The organism is Nocardiopsis coralli (genome assembly GCF_014892575.1).
Taxonomy (GTDB): domain Bacteria; phylum Actinomycetota; class Actinomycetes; order Streptosporangiales; family Streptosporangiaceae; genus Nocardiopsis; species Nocardiopsis coralli.
Map to the genome: position 1 here is coordinate 329,472 of NZ_JADBGI010000001.1, position 18,304 is coordinate 347,775.

Genomic DNA, 18,304 nt, shown 5'->3' on the forward strand with positions numbered 1-18,304 from the left:
TCCCCACCGGGACCGCCGTCACGGGAACCGGGCGCCGCCCTCCGGAGTCCTACCGCACACGGGAGAAGGACCCCGGTCCCGCCCCGGCCGGGCCCGTGAGGGCAGCGTCCGCGGGCGCCGCCCGTGGAGACCGACGGCGGCACGGGACGGCCTAATGTGGGCGTCACCCCCTTCTCCCCCGGACCCGACACGACCACGAAGCGAAGGGTGGACCGACCCTCCATGGGCACGCCCGACCCCGACGAGAACGCACCGACCCGGCACTTCGGACCGACCCCTCCCACGACCCGGATCCCGGCGCGCACCGCTGCCACACGCTGGGTCACACGTGTGTTCCGGCCCGGTGCCAGGGGCGGCGGGGGCGAGGAGGCCACCACGGTCGTGCCTCCGGGCGGGAACGAGAACCCTCCGGGCGGGAACGAGGACGCGACCACCGTCGTGCCCCCGGGCGGCGGGGACGACCGCACCGACGTGATCGCACCCGGTTCCGACCGCACCAGTGTCCTGCCCGGTGCCGGCACGGGGTCCGGCCACGCGCCCCGTACAGCACAGGCGCCCGCGCGGCGCCCGTCGGGGGGCGGAACCCGCGGCGGGCCCGAGCGCCGGTGGTGGCAGAAGCTGCTGGGCCCGTTCCTGACGTGGTTCACCCACCTGGTCTCACGCGTGGTCGTGGGGCCCGCGAGCGACCTCGACTACGCCGTCCCCGCCGACCTGCGCAAGCGGTACCAGATCCTCAACCGGATCGGTTCCGGCGGTGAGGCCGTCGTCTACCTGGCCGAACCCGTCGACGAACCGGGGCGCCGACTCGCGCTCAAGGTCTACCGGCCGGGCCACGACATCAACCGGGAACTGCTGGACCGGCTGCGCGCCCGCGGCACGTCGTCGCAGCACACCCCGGCGATCCAGGGGTACGGCAGCGCCACCAGCTCCTGGGGCGAGGACCTGGCCTGGGAGGCCCAGGAGTACTTCGACCGGGGGTCCCTGCGCGAGGTCATCGACCAGGCTCCCCTCGAGGAGGAACAGGCCCGCGCGGTCGTGGCGGCCGTGGCCGAGTGCCTGCACCACTGGCAGCACGAGCTGCAGCACAACCACACCGACGTCAAGCCCGAGAACCTGCTCGTGCGGTCGATGGACCCGCCGGTGCTCGCCCTGACCGACTTCGGCGGGGCCGTGCGCGCCACGATGAGCCGTGTGTACGGCGGCGTGGCCGTCACCGAGGACTACGCAGCACCCGAGGTCATCGAAGGGCGCCGCGAGGCCCCGGCCGCCTGGTGGTCGCTGGGGGTCATGGCGCACGAACTGGTCGCCGGGCGGCGGCCGGAACGGGGCGGGAACTGGCTGACCGCCCGCAACACCGAGGTCGACATCTCCGCGATCACCGACGAGCGGTGGCGGCTGCTGGCGCGCGGGCTGCTCACGCCAGCCCCGGCCGCACGGTGGGGGCACGACGAGGTCGCCGCGTGGTTGGCCGGGGAGCGCCCCAACATCAGGACGGTGCGGCGCCAGAGACCGATCTCCTTCGCCGGGACCAACCACGAGGACCCGCCGAGCCTGGCCTTCGACCTGCTGGACCGCTCCGAGACCGGGGCGATGTGGCTGCGCACCCACTGGCACGAACTGCGCGCGTGGCTGGACCGCGAGGTCAACGACTACACCTTCGACCGGGCGTACCTGACCGGGCTGGACACCTACCCCGAGAGCGCGCACGTGGCGATCAGCGCCCTGGCCGCGCGGTACGTGCCCGGGATGCCGCCGCGGTTCCGGGGGCACGAGATCAGCGCGGACGGGCTGCTGACGCTGGCCTCGGGGGACGCGAGCCGGCACGCGGTGGTGCGTGAGGCGGTCGAGTCCGGGGCCGTGGGCCTGGGTTCCCAGCACTGGTGCCCGCACCCGGAGTGCCGATCCGGTGGCTCCGGCCGGTGTGCGCTGCTGGAGCAGGTGCAGCACCAGGTTCCGCTCGTCATGCGGCGGGTGCGGGAGACCGTCGACCGCGCCGCCGACGGGGGCCCGGACGCTCCCCGGCGGCCGGAGCAGCACGAGATCGACACGGCCTGGGCGCGCGCGGTGGAACTCGTGCTCGACCCGGAGGTGGCGTCCGGGCACCGCTCGTTGCTGCGGCGGCAGTCCTGGCACCCCTCGCAGCGCAGCGCCGCACCGCACGCGCCGTGGTGGGCCGAGCAACGTCGCCTGGCGTTGCGGGAGTCCGGGGACCCTGTTGCCACGCGGGCCGCGGTGGTCGCATCGCTGCTGCTGATGCCCGAAGCGGTGCGCGTGGGCGCCCAGGTGCAGGAACGCGAACGCGCCGACGGCCGCGCCCGGCGCCAGGACCGGTGGGCGGCGCTGGCCGGGTCGGCGCGCGAACGCTGGGCGGGGGCCAGGAACGGGCTGTCGGAGGCGCGCCAGAGGCGGGCCGAGGCGGCGACCGCGCCCGAGCAGAACGACGGCACGACCGTGGATCCGACCCGCCCGCAGGAGCCGGCGAGCGGTAAGGAGGGCCGCCGGCTGGTGCGGGAGGAACGGCGCCGGAAGAAGGCCGGGCGGCAGGTCGAGCGCACCATGCACCAGATCGAGCGGGCCCAGTCGGCGGGGCGGTGCCGCAAGTTCGCGGTCCCCGCCGCGCTGCTGGGGCTGGTGGACGGCCTGGGACGGGCCCTGCGCCCGGGTGACGGGTTCTTCCCCGACAGCGAGCCGATCCTCAACGCGTACACGGGGCTGCTGGACCTGAGCAACAGTGCGCTGATCTCGTGGCTCGCGCAGATCAGTGGGACGGTCACCGGGGTGCTGCCCGGTGGCGCGGGTGCGGCGTGGTGGCTGCCGGTGGCGCTGTCGCTGGCGCTGCTGTGGATGGTGCGGGTCGCCGGTCGGTACACGGCCAAGGCGCGGCGGCGGCTGGCGGCGTTCCGGATGGCGGCCGTGGGGTCGGTGCTCATGGTGGTCGTGCTGTTGTCGTCGGGGTTGGTCGCGCTCGGTTCGGGTGTGCTGATCCCCCTGGACTGGCTGCTGGGCTGACGCGCGGGGGCCGGCCGGCGGGCTCGGCGGAACGCGTTCCGGGCGGGCCCCGGCTGGGCTATGATCGCCCGGTTCGGCGGGGCGCCGGACGAACCGACCCGTGGGAGGCAGCCACGTGCCCGAGGTCCTCGAGCTCCGACACGGCGATCACCGCGCGACGGTCCACACGACCGGGGCGGCCCTGGGCTCGCTCACGCGGGAGGGCCGGGACCTGGTGTGGCCCTACGAGCGGCGTCCTGAGGCGTTCCAGGGGCAGGTCCTTGCGCCGTGGCCCAACCGGGTCGGCGGTGCGCGGTACCGGTTCGAGGGGGACGAGTACCGGTTGGCGGTCACCGAGCCCGGGACCGGGGCGGCCCTCCACGGACTGGTGCACGACGTGGTGTGGGAACCCCTTGCGGTGGCCGGGCACGAGGTCCGGCTGGGGACGGACCTGCGGGGCGGCGAGGGGTATCCGTTCCCGCTGCGCCTGGAGATCGGCTACCGGCTGGATGAGGCCGGGCTGACCGTCACCACCGAGGCCGCCAACACGGGCACGGACACCGCACCGTTCGGGTTGGGGTTCCACCCGTACCTGACGCTGGGTGCTCCCCTGCGGGACCTGGCGGCGCGGGACGCGGCACACCTGTCGGTCCCGGCCCGCACGTACCAGCCGGCCGACGACCGACTGCTCCCGGTCGGGGACCCCGTTCCGGTCGAGGGCGGTGTGTTCGACCTGCGCCCGCCGGGGCGTGCGATGGGCGGAACCGTGCTCGACACGGCCTTCACCGGGCTGGAACGGGACGGGGACGGGCGTGCGTGGGTGTGGCTGTCCGGTCCCGACCACCGCGTGGGTCTGTGGTGCGACCGCAGTTTCGGGTGGCTCCAGCTCTTCAGCGCCGACACCCTGGACGGCGGCGACCGGCGCGCCCACCTGGCCGTGGAACCCATGACCTGCCCGCCCGACGCGTTCAACAGCGGCACCGGGCTGATCCGCCTCGCGCCGGGCGAGCGCACGCGGCACACGTTCGGGATCACCTCGGCCGGGTTCGGGACCCCGTCCTGACCGCGGGCCCGGGTCCCGCCTGCGCAGGTCAGGCCGGGCGGGCGACCACCGCGAACGACGGGTCGTGCTCCTGGGGCGGGTGTCCGGTGAGGTCGCCGAGCACCTCGTCGAGCACCAGCCCGGACCCGGCCAGCTCACGTGCGAGCTCCTCGGGCGTGAAGTACGTGATCCAGTTGTAGAACGTGCGCCGCCCGCCGGGGTCCACGATGTCGTAGCGGTCCAGGCTCACACGCTCGGCCTCGTAGCGCAGGGTGCTCCAGAACCCGTAGTAGGGGTCCGGCGACCAGAACCCGCCCATGAGGTCCGGGGCGAACGTGCGCTGCTCGGTGACGGTGTCGAAGGCCGCCGCGGAGTCGACGTCGAAACAGAACGCTCCCCCGTCGGCCAGGTGGGCGCGCACGACCCGCAGGAGCCGGGCGCGGTCGGCCGGGGCGAGCGCGCAGTAGTCGCGCATGACCATGACGACGAGGTCGAAGCGTTCCCCGAGGTCGAGCTCGAGGTAGTCCGCGCACAGGTGGCGGGTGGACAGGCCCTGCTCGTGCGCGTGCCCGCGTGCGTGTTCGATCGAGCGGGGTGCGAGGTCGACGCCCACGACCTCGGCCCCGGCGGCGGCCAGGCGGTTGGTGTAGAGCCCGGGTCCGCAGCCGAGGTCGAGCACCGAGCGGCCGGGGCCCGCACCGAACCGGGCGGCCATCCAGGCCACGGCCTCCTCGATGTAGGCGGCGCGGTTGGAGGCTGCGTCCACGTCGGGGTCGAGGTGGTTGGCGAGCATGCGTTCGGACACGTGCGGGTCGGTCCACAGGTCCGCGGTGGTCAGGCGGGAGTGCGGCTCGGGGCGGGCGTCGATGTCGGCGAGCTGGTCGAACAGGGTCACGGTCCTCCTCGGACGGTTCGGAACCCGCACACGCTAGCGGGGCGCCGTCGATCCCCGCCACGGGTTTTTCCAGTTCGCGCAGGCTTCGGGGGGACGCCCCGGCCCGCGCCGGAGGCGCGGGCTTCGCGTGGTGGCCGGGCACTGCCCGGCAGGCGCTGCCGGAAACCGGCGCACCGGGAACAGGTCTCCTGCCCCGGACAGAAGTATCCGGGAGGCACACATGCGCTGCGCCGGAGGCGCATGCCGGGGCTCGCGCCGAACGTGCTGCGCCCGACGGGGCGCTGCCGACTCAGCCCGCCGACACCACACCGGGGTCACGCCCGAGGGTCAGCCGTGTCAGCGGGTCACATCGGGCGGTGTGCCGAAGGCACAGCCTGCGGGGTGACGGGGTCAGGTCTGTTCGAGGAGGCCGGTGAGGCGCTCGAGGTCCTCGGGGGTGTCGATGTCGTCGGGCCTGGAGACGTCCTGGCACTCCACCGGCGTGACCAGGTGCGAGTAGGTGCGCAGGAACGGCCGTGCGCCCACGTCCTCGACAGCGAGCGCGTACACGGTCGACCAGTGCTCGCGCCCCAGCATCACGGGGTTGCGCTGGTTGCCGCGGTAGGTGGCCACGGCGGCGCGTGCGCCCTCCCCGCGGGTGTCCAACAGGCGCCGGACCGCGCCGGAGGTGATGAGCGGCTGGTCGGCGAGGGCGATGAGCACGGCGTCGACGGTCGGCGGCAGGGCGTCGAGCCCGGCGCGCACCGACGAACCCATCCCGGAGCTCCAATCGGGGTTGCGCACCGTGGTCACACCGTCGATCTCGGTCTCGGCGGCGCCCAGCACCACCATGACGGGGTCGCACCCGCCCTCACGCAGCGTCCGTACCCCGCGGTCGACGAGGCGTTCGCCCCCGAACTCGACCAGCGCCTTGGGCCGCCCCAACCGGCTTCCCGAGCCGGCTGCCAGGAGCAGTCCGGCCACCTGTCCCGTCCCGTCGGGCTGTCCGCCGTGCGCGTACCCAGTACCCATGGGCCGATCATGCCACGCGGGAGGGCAGGTCATGGGGCGGCTCCGGCAGAGTCGTGCGCTGCGTTCGCGGCGGAAACGCAGCGCACCGCTCTCACCAGCGACGACGTCACCGAACGGTTTTCGGACCGTCCAGGGCGCTGACCGAATCCGGCCGCAACAGCTCCGACGGCTCGATGTCCCGGTGGATGGGCCCGTCGGTCTCCCGCAGCGCACGCCCGCTGCCGCCCCACCGGGTCTGGATCAGCTCGGCGGCGATGGACACGGCGGTCTCCTCCGGGGTCCGGGCCCCCAGGTCCAGGCCGATCGGGGAATGCAGCCGGGTCAGGGCCCGCTCCCCCACGCCCGCCTCGCGGAGCCGCTCCAACCGGTCCTCGTGCGTGCGCCGCGACCCCATGGCGCCGATGTAGCCGGCGCGGGTACGCAGCGCCGCCTCCAGGACGGGGACGTCGAACTTGGGGTCGTGGGTGAGCACGCACACGACGGTGCGCTCGTCCACCTGGTCGGCGATCTCGTCGAGGTACACGTGCGGCCACTTCACGACGACCTCCTCGGCGGTGGGGAAACGCCGCGCGGTCGCGAAGACCGGGCGCGCGTCGCACACCGTCACGCGGTACCCGAGGTAGGAGCCCAGGTCCGCGACGGCCGCCGCGAAGTCGATCGCCCCGAAGACCAGCATGCGCGGCGCGGGCGCGTAGGAGGCCACGAACACCTCCAGCTCGTCCCCGCGGCGCTGGCCGTCGGCCCCGTAGCGCAGCACGCCCGTCGTCCCCTGGGCGAGCATCCCCCGCACGTCGTCGTCGAGCGCGTCGGCCAGCCGGTCCCCGCCAGGCCCCAGGTCGCCCTCGGCGTGTCCGGGCCAGACGACGCGGCGCCGTCCCACCCGGTCGGCCTCGGAGGGATCGGAGACCACCGTGGCCACCGCGACGGGCTGGTGCTCGTCGATGGCGCCCAGGACGGAGCCGAGCTGCGGGAAGGAGGCACGGTCCAGCGGCTCGACGAACATGTGCAGCGTCCCGCCGCAGGTCAGGCCCGCGCTGAAGGCGTCCTCGTCGCTGACCCCGTAGGTTCGGCGCACGGGCACCCCGGTGCGCACGGCCTCGAGCGCCTCCTCGTACACGGCGCCCTCCACGCACCCGCCCGAGACGCTGCCGGTCACCTCACCGGAGGCACTGACGACCATGGCCGCGCCGGGGCCTCTGGGCGCGCTCTTGTACGTGTCGATGACCGTGGCCAACGCGAACGTCTCCCCCGACGCGTAGAGCTCGGACACGGTCGTACGGACGTCGCGCACGCGGCACCTCATTCCACATCAGGTCAAGTGGCTCCTGGTACCAATTTATGTGGCCCACACGACACGAAGGGAGTCACTGTTCCATCAAGAACAGGTGACTCCCCGTGCGGAATGTTCGTCGTTGTCTACGAAAGACCGGGTTCCTCGCCCTCGCCGCGGCTCTGCAGCATCGCGCGGAAGTCCTCCACGGCCTGCCGCGCGGGCTCGCCGTCGGTGCTCTGGATCCCCATGACCGGAAGGCTGGTGCCGTCGGACAGGTCCACGCACGGCCAGGGCTCGCCCTCGGGCATCTGGATGTCGAGGATCTCCTGCCAGGACAGCACGTGGGTGCGGATCCCGTTGACGACCAGGACCCGGTCCTCCTCGGCGATGAGCCGGGGCCGGGCCAGCAGGTGCAGTCCGGCCGCGATGACAAAACCGAACCCGATCAGCATCACGCGGTCGAGGGGCCGCCAGTCGATGGGCAGGATCACGGCCAGCACGGCGAAGGTGGCCACGATCAACAGACCGAGGCCGTAGGCGACCATCCGCACCGTGCGCGGGCGCCACATGCGCGGCACCTCGGGTGTGCTCGCTGCCTCGTCCACCGCTTCTTCCCTCGTCCGCACCGACTCGTCCCTCTCTCCTGTGGCCCCGCGCCCCGTGTGTTCAGGGCTCAGCGGCGCAGACCGCGCAGGGAGACGGCGGTCTCCAGCGCTGCCGCGGCGGCCTCCGCACCCTTGTCCTCCACACTGCCGGGGAGGCCGGCGCGGTCCCGCGCCTGTTCAAGGGTGTCACAGGTGAGGACACCGTTACCCACGGGGGTGGATTCGCGCAGAGCCACCTCGGTGAGGCCGTGCGTGACCGACTGGCACACGTAGTCGAAGTGCGGGGTCCCGCCGCGGATGACGGCGCCCAGCGCGACGACGGCGTCGTGCTTGCGGGCCAGTTCCTGGGCGACCACGGGGAGCTCGACGGCGCCGGCGACGTGCACGACGACCGGGTCGGCCGCGCCCGAGTCCTTCACCACACCCAGCGCGTTGGCCAGCATGGGTTCGACGATCGGTGCGTTCCACTTGGTGGCCACGATGCCCACCGACAGCCCGGAGGCGTCGATGTCGTTGTGCTCTGGGCGTCCTTCGCCGCTCATGGTGACTCCTGTTGTTGCGGGGCGGGAACTACTGGGCGACGCCGGTCAGGTCGTGACCCATGCGGTCGCGCTTGGTACGCAGGTAGGCGATGTTGTGGTCGGTGACGAAGGTCGGCATGGCCACCCGCTCGTCCACGGCCACACCGTGCTCTTCGAGGGCCTCGGCCTTGTCGGGGTTGTTGCTGAGCAGGCGCACGGAGGAGATACCGAGGTCCTGGAGGATCTCGGCCCCGGCCCCGAACTCGCGGGCGTCGGCGGGCAGGCCCAGGCGCAGGTTGGCGTCGACGGTGTCGGCGCCGGCGTCCTGGAGGCTGTAGGCGCGCAGCTTGTGCAGCAGGCCGATGCCGCGGCCCTCGTGCCCGCCGAGGTAGACCACCGCGCCGCGGCCGCGGGCGGCGATGTCGGCCATGGCCGCCTCGAGCTGGGCGCCGCAGTCGCAGCGGTGGGAGCCGAAGGCGTCCCCGGTCAGGCACTCGGAGTGCAGGCGCACGGTGACGTCGGTGCCATCGCCGATCTCACCCATGACCAGGGCCACGTGCTCGGCGCCGTCGGCCGCGCCGGTGTAACCGACCGCGCGCCACTCGCCGTGCTGGTTGGGCATGCGCGTCTCGACGGTGCGGGTGACCAGGGGCGGGTGGGCCTGCTCGTCGGTGAGCCGCTCCCCCATCGCCTCTCGGTGGGCGGCGAGCTGCTCGACGGAGACGAGGGTGAGGCCGTGCTCGTCGGCGAACTCGCGCAGGCGGGGCAGGCGGGCCATGGTTCCGTCGTCGTTGACGACCTCGGCGAGCACCCCGGCGGGACGGAGCCCGGCCAGGCGCGCGAAGTCGACGGAGGCCTCGGTGTGGCCGCGGCGGGCCAGAACACCGCCGGAACGGGCGCGCAGCGGGAGGATGTGGCCGGGGCGCACGAAGTCGCCGGGGGTGCTGCCGGTGGCGGCGAGGAGGTTGATGGTGTGCGCGCGGTCGGCGGCCGAGATCCCCGTGGTGACGTTCTCGCGGGCGTCGACGGTGACGGTGTAGGCGGTGCGCAGGCTCTCCTCGTTGCGCGCCGTCATCAGCGGCAGGTCGAGGCGGTCGAGGTCCTGGCCCTCCATCGGAACGCACACCACCCCGGAGGTGTAGCGGATCATGAATGCGAGCAGCTCGGGGGTGGCCAGCTCGGCGGAGAAGATGATGTCGCCCTCGTTCTCCCGTTCCTCGTCGTCGACCACCACGATGGCCCGCCCCGCCGCGAAGTCGGCGATGGCGTCCTCGATGTTGTCGAGGGCGACGTTCGGCTCGGAGTCGGCGGCGGCCGGGGTGGTGTCGGTGACGGTCATGCCCGCTCCCTGAAGGTCCGTGGTCTGTGGGTGGTGGATGGCGGGGTGGCGGCCACCGGTGGCCCGCCCCCGCGGTGAGCTGTGGGTCAGGCGCCCGCGCGGGCGGAGGTGACGGCGGCGATGCGCTCGACGTACTTGGCCACGACGTCGACCTCGAGGTTGACGACGGTGCCGGCCTCGGCCGCGCCCAGGGTGGTGGCCTCCAGAGTGGCGGGGATCAGGCTGACCTCGAAGTACTCCTCGTCGGCGCCGGGTGCGCTGACGGCGGAGACGGTGAGGCTGGTGCCGTCCACGGCCACCGAGCCCTTCTCGACCACGTACGGGGAGAGCTGCGGCGGCAGTCCGAAACGTAGAACGTCCCACTTCTCGCCGGGATTCCGGGACAGCAGCCGGGCGGTGCCGTCGACGTGGCCCTGGACGATGTGCCCGCCCAGCCGGGCGTCGGCGCGGGTGGCGCGCTCGAGGTTGACGGCGGAGCCGGGGGCGAGGGCGCCGAGGGAGGAGCGCTCCAGGGACTCCTTCATGACGTCGGCGGTGAAGGTGCCGTCGTCGAGGCCGACCACGGTCAGGCACACGCCGTTGACCGAGATGGAGTCGCCGTGGGAGGCGTCGGAGGAGGCGAGGGGGCCGCGCACCGTGAGGAGGACGGCCTCACCCGAGGCGCCGGCGGGGTCGATCGACAGGACCTCGCCGATTTCTTCGATGATTCCGGTGAACACGTCCGGCTTCCCTTCACCTCGACGGGCTCCGGGGCGGACGTGGAAGGTGCCTTCCACCGTAGGAACGGGTGTTCACGGGTCGCCGGGGGTCCGGCGCGCGTCACACCCGCCCACGCGCGCTGCCTCCCATCCGGACTCTCACCGTCGGTACCGGAATTCCACCGGTTCAACCGGCCGATGGCTTCGGCCGGGTCGCGGACTGTCACCGCCGGTTCGGACTTTCACCGACCCCGGAGCACGCGTAAACGACTTTGTGTCTTCGTGCCCGAATCCTATCGCTTGCGGAAGCCGAGCGCATAGCCGGGGTGCGGTAAGTCACAGGCGGCGGTCGGGGGCGGGATCGCCGCCCTCACCGCGGTCCGGTGTTCCGTCGCCGGTGTCGTCGCCGGTCGGGGCCGGGTCGGCGTCCGGGCCGGGTTCGGGGCCCGTACCGGGACCGGTGTCGGCGCCGGGCTCGGGACCGCCCTCCGGCTCGGGCTCGGGGCGCTGGGCGAGCCCGCCGTCCAGGAACATGCGCGGGGCCGCGAAGGTCGCCCAGAACGCGATCGCCGCGTAGAGCAGGTAGGTGGGCACCGCCTCGGCCAACCCGGAGAGTTCGCGCAGGAAGAGGTCGGCGACGATCTGCACGACGAGCACGACCGAGATCCCCAGCACGAACCGCGCCGCCCGCTGGACGAGGGTGCCGCGGGCGCTGTACCAACCGCGGTCGGCGAGCAGGGTCAGCCCGACCGCTCCGCCGAAGAACGCGCCCGCGACGAGGAAGAGGCCGGTGAGGCTGTCGCCGACCGGGTCCTGGGGCAGCCGTCCGATGACGTCGGTCTGGGGCGCGCTCCAGGGGCCGCGCACGGCGAGGGCCCACAGCGCCGCGACCGCGCACGGCACGAGGGAGGCGGCCAGGGCGTAGAGGGCGGCGGTGCGCAGGGCGAGCGAGCGCCACCAGCGCAGCACCGGGCGTTCCCAACGGAAGAAGGCCCACAGGATCGCCACACCCAGGAGCACACCGACGACCACGTCGCTGAAGAAGTGCACACCCAGGTAGATCCGCGAGAAACAGATGACCGCGATCAGCCCCACCGCGCCCCAGAACCAGGCGCGGCGGCCTGACCTGATCCCGAGATAGCCGTAGAGCACCGTGGAACCCTGCGCATGGCCGGACGGCAGCCCGAAGGTGGCTTCGGTGGCGTACCCGACGACCAGCCCCGAGTGCCAGTAGGGACGCGATCCGTACAACAGGGTCTTGAGGAACGCGTTGACCACACCCGAGGCGATGACCAGCACGAACAGGCGCGCACCGACGCCTGCGTGCACACTCCAGAAGACCAGGGCCAGCACCGCGATCACCACGGTCTCCGACCCCAGTTCGGTGACGGCCAGGAGTGGATAGGAGAGCCACTCCCCCAGTCTCTGCAGCCACTGGATGGCGTCGGCCTCGGCGCCCCACACCGTGTCCATGGCGAGGGGACGGCTCGTCCAAGCGTTCACACCGCACTCCACGGGTCCGCGCCTGGCTACGCGCTCACGCCGCGCCGCTCCCCCGGGCGCCTGGGCGCAGGGGAAGACGGAGCCGCGACCAAGCGAAATCAACGACTACCGAGCGGTAGCCTAAGGGCGCGGCGCCTGTGTGACCAGTGCCACAGGTCAGCCGCGCCGCGATCGTTATCCGCGTCCGCCCGCCTTGACCGCCTGCGCCCGCAGGGCGTCGATCGCGCCGGCCGGGTCCTGGGCCCCGTAGACCGCAGAACCGGCCACGAAGACGTCGGCGCCGGCCTCGGCCGCACGCTCGATGGTCTCGTCGCTGACCCCGCCGTCGACCTGCAGCCACACCGAGGACTCCCGGCTGTCGAGGATCTCGCGGGCACGGCGGATCTTGGGCAGCACCACGTCGAGGAACTTCTGTCCGCCGAACCCGGGCTCGACCGTCATGAGCAGGAGCATGTCCATCTCACCCACGAGGTCGGCGTAGGGCTCCACCGGTTCGGCGGGGTTGAGCGCCAGGCCTGCGCGGGCGCCCTGTTTGCGGATCTCGCGCAGGGTGCGCACGGGGGCGTTGGCGGCCTTGGCGTGGATGGTGACGCTGCCCGCGCCCGCCTCCGCGTACCCGGGCGCCCACGAGTCGGGGTCCTCGATCATCAGGTGGCAGTCCAGGGGCGTGTCCGCCGCCTTGTACAGGGACTCCACGATCGGGAGGCCGAGCGTGAGGTTGGGGACGAAATGGTTGTCCATGACGTCGACGTGCAGCCAGTCGGCGTTCGGGGAGACCGCCGCGGCCTCGTCGGCCAGGTGCGCGAAATCGGCGCTGAGAATGCTGGGAGAGATCTGAATTGCCACGTCAGCGAGTCTAGCCAGAGCTGCGCGCTCGAGTGTGGGCGGCCACCCGCGCGGGCAGAGCCCCCGACACCGGACCCGCCCGGCCGCGCGCCGGGCCCCACGCGGAGGAGGCGGCCTTGCTCGACCGGGACGAACTGCAGGACTTCCTCGAGGCCTACGGGCGCGAACTGGTCTCGGGCGACCTCGACGGGGTCGCCGCGCGTTACACCTATCCGGTCTGCGTGGTCGGGGAGAACGCGAACCTGAGCCTGTCCGCCCCGGGTGAGCTGAAGGCGACGCTGACCGGGGCCGCACGGCGCTACCGGGAACGGGGCGTGACGGAGCTGGCGCTGGAGCTGCGCGGGGTCGAGGAACTCAGCGAGCACCTGGTCTGGGTCGACGTGCGGCGGGTCGCCCGGGCCGCGGACGGCAGCGAGGTCCTGGCCGAGGGCCGGCGCTACCTGCTCCGGGTGGCGGGCGGGTCCTGCATGATCTGCGTCGTCGTGCCCACGGGACCGGCCTGAGCGGACCGACCCGCCGTCACGCCTCGTCGCGGCGCAGCAGGGCGAGGAACATCGCGTCGGTTCCGTGCACGTGCGGCCAGAACTGCGCGTACATGCCGTCCGGACCTGCGGCCAGGTCGGGCACCTCGTCCAGGTAATCGGCGGCGCGCAGCAGGGTGAGGTCCCCGCGTTCGTCCAGCACGCCGCGGACCACGGCGTCGGTCTCGTCCAGGTGGGGCGAGCACGTCACGTACGCCACGACCCCGCCGGGGCGCACGGCCTCCACGGCGCTGGTGAGCAGGTCGTGCTGGAGCGGCGCGAGCTCCTTCGCGGTCTCGGGGGTGCGGCGCCAGCGCGACTCGGGCCGGCGGCGCAGCGCACCCAGGCCGGTGCAGGGGGCGTCGACCAGGACCCGGTCGAACGCACCCGGACGCCAGGCGGGGGCGGTACCGTCCGCGGCCACCACACGTCCGGCGTCGCGCGGGGCGCGGTGCACGGCGGTGGCGACCAGCCCGGCGCGGGCGGGCTGGACCTCGGACGCCAGCAGGCGGGCCTCGCGGCGCCCCGCGATGGAGGCGAGCAGCCCCGCCTTCCCGCCGGGGCCGGCGCACATGTCGAGCCAGGTGGCGTCCCGGCCGTGGGCGTCGACCCGGGACAGCGCCAGGGCGACCAGTTGGCTGGCCTCGTCCTGGACCGCGGCCCGGTTCTGGCGCACCTCGCGGATCAGCGCCGGGTCGCCCTCCTTGAGGTGGGCGGCGAAGGGCGAGTAGGTGCCCTCCTCGGCGCCTTGGGCCACCAGGTCGGAGACGGTGGAGCGGCCCGGCTTGGCCACGAGCGTGACCCGCGGGCGTTCGTTGTGCGCGCGCAGCAGGCGTTCGGTCTGCGGAAGTCCGGAGGGCGCGCGCTCGCCGAGGGCCCGGGCGAGCTCCTTGACGATCCAGCGCGGGTGGCTGTGCACCACCGACAGGTACCCGCTGGGGTCGCGCTCGCGGTCGGGCGCGATGACCTCGATCCATCCCTGCAGGTCACGCGCGCTGACCCGGCGCAGTACGGCGTTGACGAACCGGGCGCGGTGCTGGCCCACGACCTTGCGGGCGAGGTTGACGGTGGCGCTGACCGCGGCGTGCGGGGGGATCTTCGTGGACAGCAGCTGGTGGGCGCCCAACCGCAGCAGGGGCAGTGCCTCGGCGTCGACGGAGGACAGGCTGCGGTCGACGCAGTTCTCCAGGACGGCGTCGTAGGTGCCCTGCAGGCGCAGGGTTCCGTAGGTGAGCTCGGTGGCCAGTGCGGCGTCGCGGCCGCTGATCCCGCGTTCGTTGAGCAGCGCGGGCAGCAGGAGGTTGGCGTAGGCGTCGCGCTGGCCGACCGCGCGCAACACGTCGTAGGCGACCCGGCGGGCGGGGTCGCGGGGCTGGGGCGGCCCGGAACCGTTCTGGGCGCCGCCCTGTGCGGGCTTCTTCCCCTTGCGGGGGCGGCGGTTGCGGGGCTGCTCGCTCAACGTGTGTTCTGCCTCAACGAATCCGGGGACGTGTCGCGCGGCCGGGCGCCGCAAGGATCGAGCCTACGGCAGCTCAACGGCCCAGGCGGTCATCTTCGGTGGGACGCACACCACGCGCCCAGTCGACCGCGGCCATGGCCTTCTTGCCCTGGGGCTGGACCTGTCCGAGCTCGACCGGGTGGGTGCTGGTGCCGGCGAGCACACGCTTCTTCTCCACGTGGAGCTCCCCGGGTTCGAGCGCGGGGGTGTCGGCGTCGGTGATCGGTCGCACGGGGCCGGTCTTGAGGCGGGTTCCGCGGAACGTGGTCCAGGCGCCGGGGGCGGGGGTGCAGGCGCGCGCGACGCGGTCCACCCGCCTGGCGGGGGCGGTGAAGTCGAGCTCGGCGTCGAGGGGGGTGAGCTTGGCGGCGTAGGAGACGTCGGCCTCGGGCTGGGGCACGGCCTCGAGCGCGCCGGCCTCGATGCCGTCGAGGGTCTGCACGAGGAGCTCGGCGCCGGAGACCGACAGGCGTTCCAGGAGTTCACCGCTGGTGTCGGTGGGCCGGACGGTCTCGGCGAGGGTCCCGAAGACCGGGCCGGCGTCGAGTTCCTGCACGATGCGGAAGGTCGAGGCGCCGGTGACGTCGTCGCCGTGCAGCAGCGCGTGCTGGACGGGGGCCGCGCCGCGCCAGGCGGGGAGCAGGGAGAAGTGGAGGTTGACCCACCCGTGCCGGGGGATGTCGAGCGCGGGCTGGGGCAGGAGGGCGCCGTAGGCCACGACGGGGCAGCAGTCCGGTGCGATCTCGGCGAGGCGTTCCAGGAACTCCGGGTCCTTGGCCTTGGCGGGCTTGAGGACCTCGATGCCCTCGGCCTCGGCGACCTCGGCGACGGGGCTCGCGGAGACCTTGCGGCCGCGGCCGGAACGCGCGTCGGGGCGGGTGACGACCGCGGCGACCTCGTGGCCGGAGTCCAGGAGGGCCCGCAGCGACGGCACGGCCACCTCGGGTGTTCCGGCAAAGACGAGCTTCATCTGTGGTGTCCCCTCCACCCGCGTCCTGCGTCTGTCGGTGTCCAGTTCTACCAGCGTTGCCGGGGGCCGTGCCCTCCTCGGAGTCCGGGGAACGTCGGTCCCTTCTGATAGACCAGAAGGGATATGACAGCGCACCCGGATCCGCCCGCCGAGGCCCTCTTCGACCTCCCCGAGCCCGCGAGCACACCCGCGGCCCAGGCGAAGGCGCGTACGGGGAAGCGGCCCAAGGCCAAGCGCCCGGCCGAACACCTCCCGGTCGCGCGCGTGGTCGTCGACACCCCGCTGCCGCACCTGGACCGGACCTTCGACTACCGGGTGCCCGAGAACCTGGACGAGAAGGCCGTGCCCGGGTGCCGTGTGCGGGTGCACTTCAACCACCGGAAGCTGGACGGGTTCCTGCTGGAGCGGGTCGAGCGCTCGGAGTTCACCGGGCGGCTGGCGTACCTGGACTCGGTGGTCTCGCCCGAGCCGGTGCTCACCCCGCAGGTCCTGGACCTGGCGCGCGCGGTGGCCGACCGGTACGCGGGCACGCTCAACGACGTGTTGCGCCTGGCGATCCCCCCGCGCCACGGACGTGTGGAGAAGGAGACGGCCGCGGAGGTCGAGGCCCCCCGACCGGAGGCCGGGGCCGAGCACCCCGCGAGCTCCGGGCCCCAGGGGGACCTGGCCGACACAGGAGCCGGCGCCGCACAGGCCATGGGCGATGCCGGGTCCGAAGGGCCGGGCACCAGCCGGGCCGGCGCCGGCGCCGCGCACCCCGCAGAGGCCGAGTGCCCCGCAGGATCGGATCGGGAAGAGGACCTGGCCGACACGGGGGCGAGCCCCACTCGCCCGGAGGCCGGGGCCGAAGGCCCCGCAGAGCACGGTACCGACCGGTCCATGGCCGTGACGGGGGCCGCCACCCAGCACCCCGACGAGCAGAACCCGCAGGTCGGGGGCGGCGCCCCCGGCGCACCGGGGGCGCCGTTCGAGGTGGGGCCGTGGGCGGGCTACCCCGAGGGGCCCTCGTTCCTGCAGGCCCTGCGCGAGGGGCGCCCCGCGCGTGCGGTGTGGAACGCCCTGCCCGGGCCCGACTGGGCGCGCGCGATCGCCGTGGCCGCCCGCGCCGCCGAGGCCGCCGGGCGCGGAACGGTCGTGGTCGTGCCCGACGCCAGGGACGTCGCGTCGGTGGACACCGCGCTCTCCGAGGAGCTCGGCGGCGACCGGCACGTGGCCCTCACCGCGGAGCTGGGCCCGGCCGAGCGCTACCGCCGCTGGTTGATGGTGCTGCGTGGCCAGGTGCGCGTGGTCGTGGGCACACGCGGGGCCGTCTTCGCGCCCGTGTCCGACCTGGGCCTGGTGGTCCTGTGGGACGACGGCGACGACGTGCACGCCGACCAGCACGCCCCCTACCCGCACGCCCGCACCGTCCTGTCGATGCGCGCGCACCGCGAGGGCGCGGGGGCGCTCATCGGCGGGTTCACCCGCACCACCGACGCGCAGATGCTGGTGGAGGCGGGGTGGGCGCACCCGTTGACCGCCGACCGCACCACGCTGCGGCGGCACGCACCCGTGATCAAGGCCGCCGGCGACGACCGGGAACTGGCCCGGGACGAGGCCGCCCGCTCGGCGCGCATGCCGAGCCTGGCGCTGCGCACGGCCCGGGAGGCGGCACGCACGGGCCCCGTGCTCTTCCAGGTTCCGCGCCGCGGTTACCTCAACACCCTGGCGTGCGCGAGCTGCCGCGAACCGGCCCGCTGCGACCACTGCCGAGGGCCCCTGGCCGTGCGCGGCTCGCACGCGATGCCCTCGTGCGGGTGGTGCGGCCGGGTGTCGGGCGGCTGGTCCTGCCCGGAGTGCTCGGGCACGCGCATGCGCGCGGTGGTCGTGGGTGCGCGCCGCACCGCCGAGGAGCTCGGCCGGGCGTTCCCGTCGCTGTCCGTGCGCACGTCCGGGCGCGAGGAGGTCCTCACCCGGGTCCGGGACCGCCCCTCGATCGTGGTGGCCACCCCGGGCGCCGAGCCCGAGGCCGAGAACGGTTACGCCGCGGCGGTCCTGCTCGACGGGTGGGCGCTGCTCAACCGCATGGACCTGCGTGCGTCGGAGGAGGCCCTGCGCCGGTGGTTCAACGCCTCCGCACTGGTGCGCCCCGAGGGCCACGTCGTGGTCTCGGCCGACGCCGGGATGCCCGTCGTGCAGTCCCTCGTGCGCTGGGACCCTGGCGGGTACGCCGAACGGGAACTCGCCGAGCGCAGGGAACTGGGTTTCCCGCCCGCGGTGTCCATGGCGTCGGTCACCGGCGGCCCCGAGCACGTGCGCGAGCTGCTGGACCAGGTGGAGCTCCCGGAGGAGGCCGACCTCCTGGGTCCGGTCCCGGTCGACACCCCCGGCCCGGACGGCTCGGGCGACTCACAGACGCGGGAACGTGCGCTGTTGCGGGTGCCCCGGAACCGGATCGGTGCGCTCACCCACGCCCTCAAGGTCGCGGCCGCGGCGCGCAGTGCCCGCGGTGACGAGCACCTGGCGCAGGTCAGGGTGGACCCGCTGCACGTGGTCTGAGCCGCTGCCCATGGCACCGGGCCCCTTCGAACTGGGCCACAATACGTTCGTGGGCC

15 protein-coding genes and 1 riboswitch are annotated in these 18,304 nt (G+C 73.7%); of the genes, 4 read left to right on the forward strand and 11 right to left on the reverse strand.

Annotation, left to right across the window (positions count from 1 at the left end; translation table 11 throughout):
* Nucleotides 1–222: 222 nt before the first annotated feature.
* Both IDM40_RS01505 and IDM40_RS01510 read left to right on the forward strand, forming a co-directional pair.
* Nucleotides 223–3,009: a protein kinase domain-containing protein gene (locus IDM40_RS01505; protein ID WP_193120134.1), complete on the forward strand. Its 2,787-nt coding sequence runs from the start codon at nucleotides 223–225 to the stop codon at nucleotides 3,007–3,009.
* Nucleotides 3,010–3,109: 100 nt separating this feature from the next.
* A complete protein-coding gene (locus tag IDM40_RS01510) occupies nucleotides 3,110–4,051 on the forward strand; it encodes an aldose 1-epimerase family protein (protein ID WP_328806907.1) in 942 nt (313 codons plus the stop codon).
* 28 nt (nucleotides 4,052–4,079) lie between these two features.
* Here the strand turns inward: IDM40_RS01510 and IDM40_RS01515 are convergent, their stop codons facing one another.
* The 9 genes from IDM40_RS01515 to rpe all read right to left on the reverse strand — a co-directional run bounded on the left by IDM40_RS01515 (nucleotide 4,080) and on the right by rpe (nucleotide 12,721).
* Nucleotides 4,080–4,925, reverse strand: a complete 846-nt coding sequence (locus IDM40_RS01515) for an SAM-dependent methyltransferase (RefSeq protein WP_328806908.1) — start codon at nucleotides 4,923–4,925, stop codon at nucleotides 4,080–4,082.
* A gap of 390 nt (nucleotides 4,926–5,315) precedes the next feature.
* Nucleotides 5,316–5,888 (reverse strand): nucleotidyltransferase family protein, encoded by a 573-nt coding sequence (locus tag IDM40_RS01520; protein ID WP_193120137.1) that lies wholly within the window; start codon nucleotides 5,886–5,888, stop codon nucleotides 5,316–5,318.
* 154 nt (nucleotides 5,889–6,042) lie between these two features.
* Complete coding sequence (locus tag IDM40_RS01525) at nucleotides 6,043–7,227, reverse strand: XdhC family protein (protein ID WP_193120030.1); 1,185 nt, start codon at nucleotides 7,225–7,227, stop codon at nucleotides 6,043–6,045.
* Between the two features lie 125 nt (nucleotides 7,228–7,352).
* Entirely contained in the window at nucleotides 7,353–7,814 is a 462-nt protein-coding gene (locus IDM40_RS01530) for a PH domain-containing protein (protein WP_193120031.1), read from the reverse strand.
* 68 nt (nucleotides 7,815–7,882) lie between these two features.
* Complete coding sequence (ribH, locus tag IDM40_RS01535; RefSeq protein WP_193120032.1) at nucleotides 7,883–8,356, reverse strand: 6,7-dimethyl-8-ribityllumazine synthase; 474 nt, start codon at nucleotides 8,354–8,356, stop codon at nucleotides 7,883–7,885.
* A gap of 28 nt (nucleotides 8,357–8,384) precedes the next feature.
* Entirely contained in the window at nucleotides 8,385–9,674 is a 1,290-nt protein-coding gene (locus IDM40_RS01540; protein ID WP_193120033.1) for a bifunctional 3,4-dihydroxy-2-butanone-4-phosphate synthase/GTP cyclohydrolase II, read from the reverse strand.
* 86 nt (nucleotides 9,675–9,760) lie between these two features.
* Nucleotides 9,761–10,393, reverse strand: a complete 633-nt coding sequence (locus tag IDM40_RS01545; RefSeq protein ID WP_193120034.1) for a riboflavin synthase — start codon at nucleotides 10,391–10,393, stop codon at nucleotides 9,761–9,763.
* Nucleotides 10,394–10,505: 112 nt separating this feature from the next.
* A riboswitch (FMN riboswitch) is annotated at nucleotides 10,506–10,636 on the reverse strand.
* A 72-nt stretch (nucleotides 10,637–10,708) separates the two neighbouring features.
* Nucleotides 10,709–11,875, reverse strand: a complete 1,167-nt coding sequence (locus tag IDM40_RS01550) for a phosphatase PAP2 family protein (protein WP_328806909.1) — start codon at nucleotides 11,873–11,875, stop codon at nucleotides 10,709–10,711.
* A 174-nt stretch (nucleotides 11,876–12,049) separates the two neighbouring features.
* Nucleotides 12,050–12,721: a ribulose-phosphate 3-epimerase gene (rpe, locus tag IDM40_RS01555; RefSeq protein ID WP_193120035.1), complete on the reverse strand. Its 672-nt coding sequence runs from the start codon at nucleotides 12,719–12,721 to the stop codon at nucleotides 12,050–12,052.
* Nucleotides 12,722–12,837: 116 nt separating this feature from the next.
* Between rpe and IDM40_RS01560 the strand changes: the two genes are divergently transcribed.
* Nucleotides 12,838–13,224 carry a hypothetical protein gene (locus tag IDM40_RS01560; protein ID WP_193120036.1) on the forward strand — a complete coding sequence of 129 codons (387 nt, stop codon included), beginning with the start codon at nucleotides 12,838–12,840 and terminating at the stop codon, nucleotides 13,222–13,224.
* Nucleotides 13,225–13,240: 16 nt separating this feature from the next.
* Here the strand turns inward: IDM40_RS01560 and IDM40_RS01565 are convergent, their stop codons facing one another.
* Nucleotides 13,241–14,701: an RsmB/NOP family class I SAM-dependent RNA methyltransferase gene (locus IDM40_RS01565; protein ID WP_193120037.1), complete on the reverse strand. Its 1,461-nt coding sequence runs from the start codon at nucleotides 14,699–14,701 to the stop codon at nucleotides 13,241–13,243.
* A gap of 73 nt (nucleotides 14,702–14,774) precedes the next feature.
* A complete protein-coding gene (gene fmt, locus IDM40_RS01570) occupies nucleotides 14,775–15,710 on the reverse strand; it encodes a methionyl-tRNA formyltransferase (RefSeq protein WP_193120038.1) in 936 nt (311 codons plus the stop codon).
* 123 nt (nucleotides 15,711–15,833) lie between these two features.
* Here fmt and IDM40_RS01575 point away from each other — a divergent pair, with 123 nt between their 5' ends.
* Nucleotides 15,834–18,248, forward strand: a complete 2,415-nt coding sequence (locus IDM40_RS01575) for a primosomal protein N' (RefSeq protein WP_193120039.1) — start codon at nucleotides 15,834–15,836, stop codon at nucleotides 18,246–18,248.
* Nucleotides 18,249–18,304: the final 56 nt, after the last annotated feature.

Coding starts and splice junctions, on each gene's coding strand:
- IDM40_RS01505 (WP_193120134.1), top strand. CDS start 223: ATGGGCACGCCCGACCCCGACGAGAACGCACCGACCCGGCACTTCGGA.
- ribH (WP_193120032.1), bottom strand. CDS start 8,356: ATGAGCGGCGAAGGACGCCCAGAGCACAACGACATCGACGCCTCCGGG.
- IDM40_RS01540 (WP_193120033.1), bottom strand. CDS start 9,674: ATGACCGTCACCGACACCACCCCGGCCGCCGCCGACTCCGAGCCGAAC.
- fmt (WP_193120038.1), bottom strand. CDS start 15,710: ATGAAGCTCGTCTTTGCCGGAACACCCGAGGTGGCCGTGCCGTCGCTG.
- IDM40_RS01575 (WP_193120039.1), top strand. CDS start 15,834: ATGACAGCGCACCCGGATCCGCCCGCCGAGGCCCTCTTCGACCTCCCC.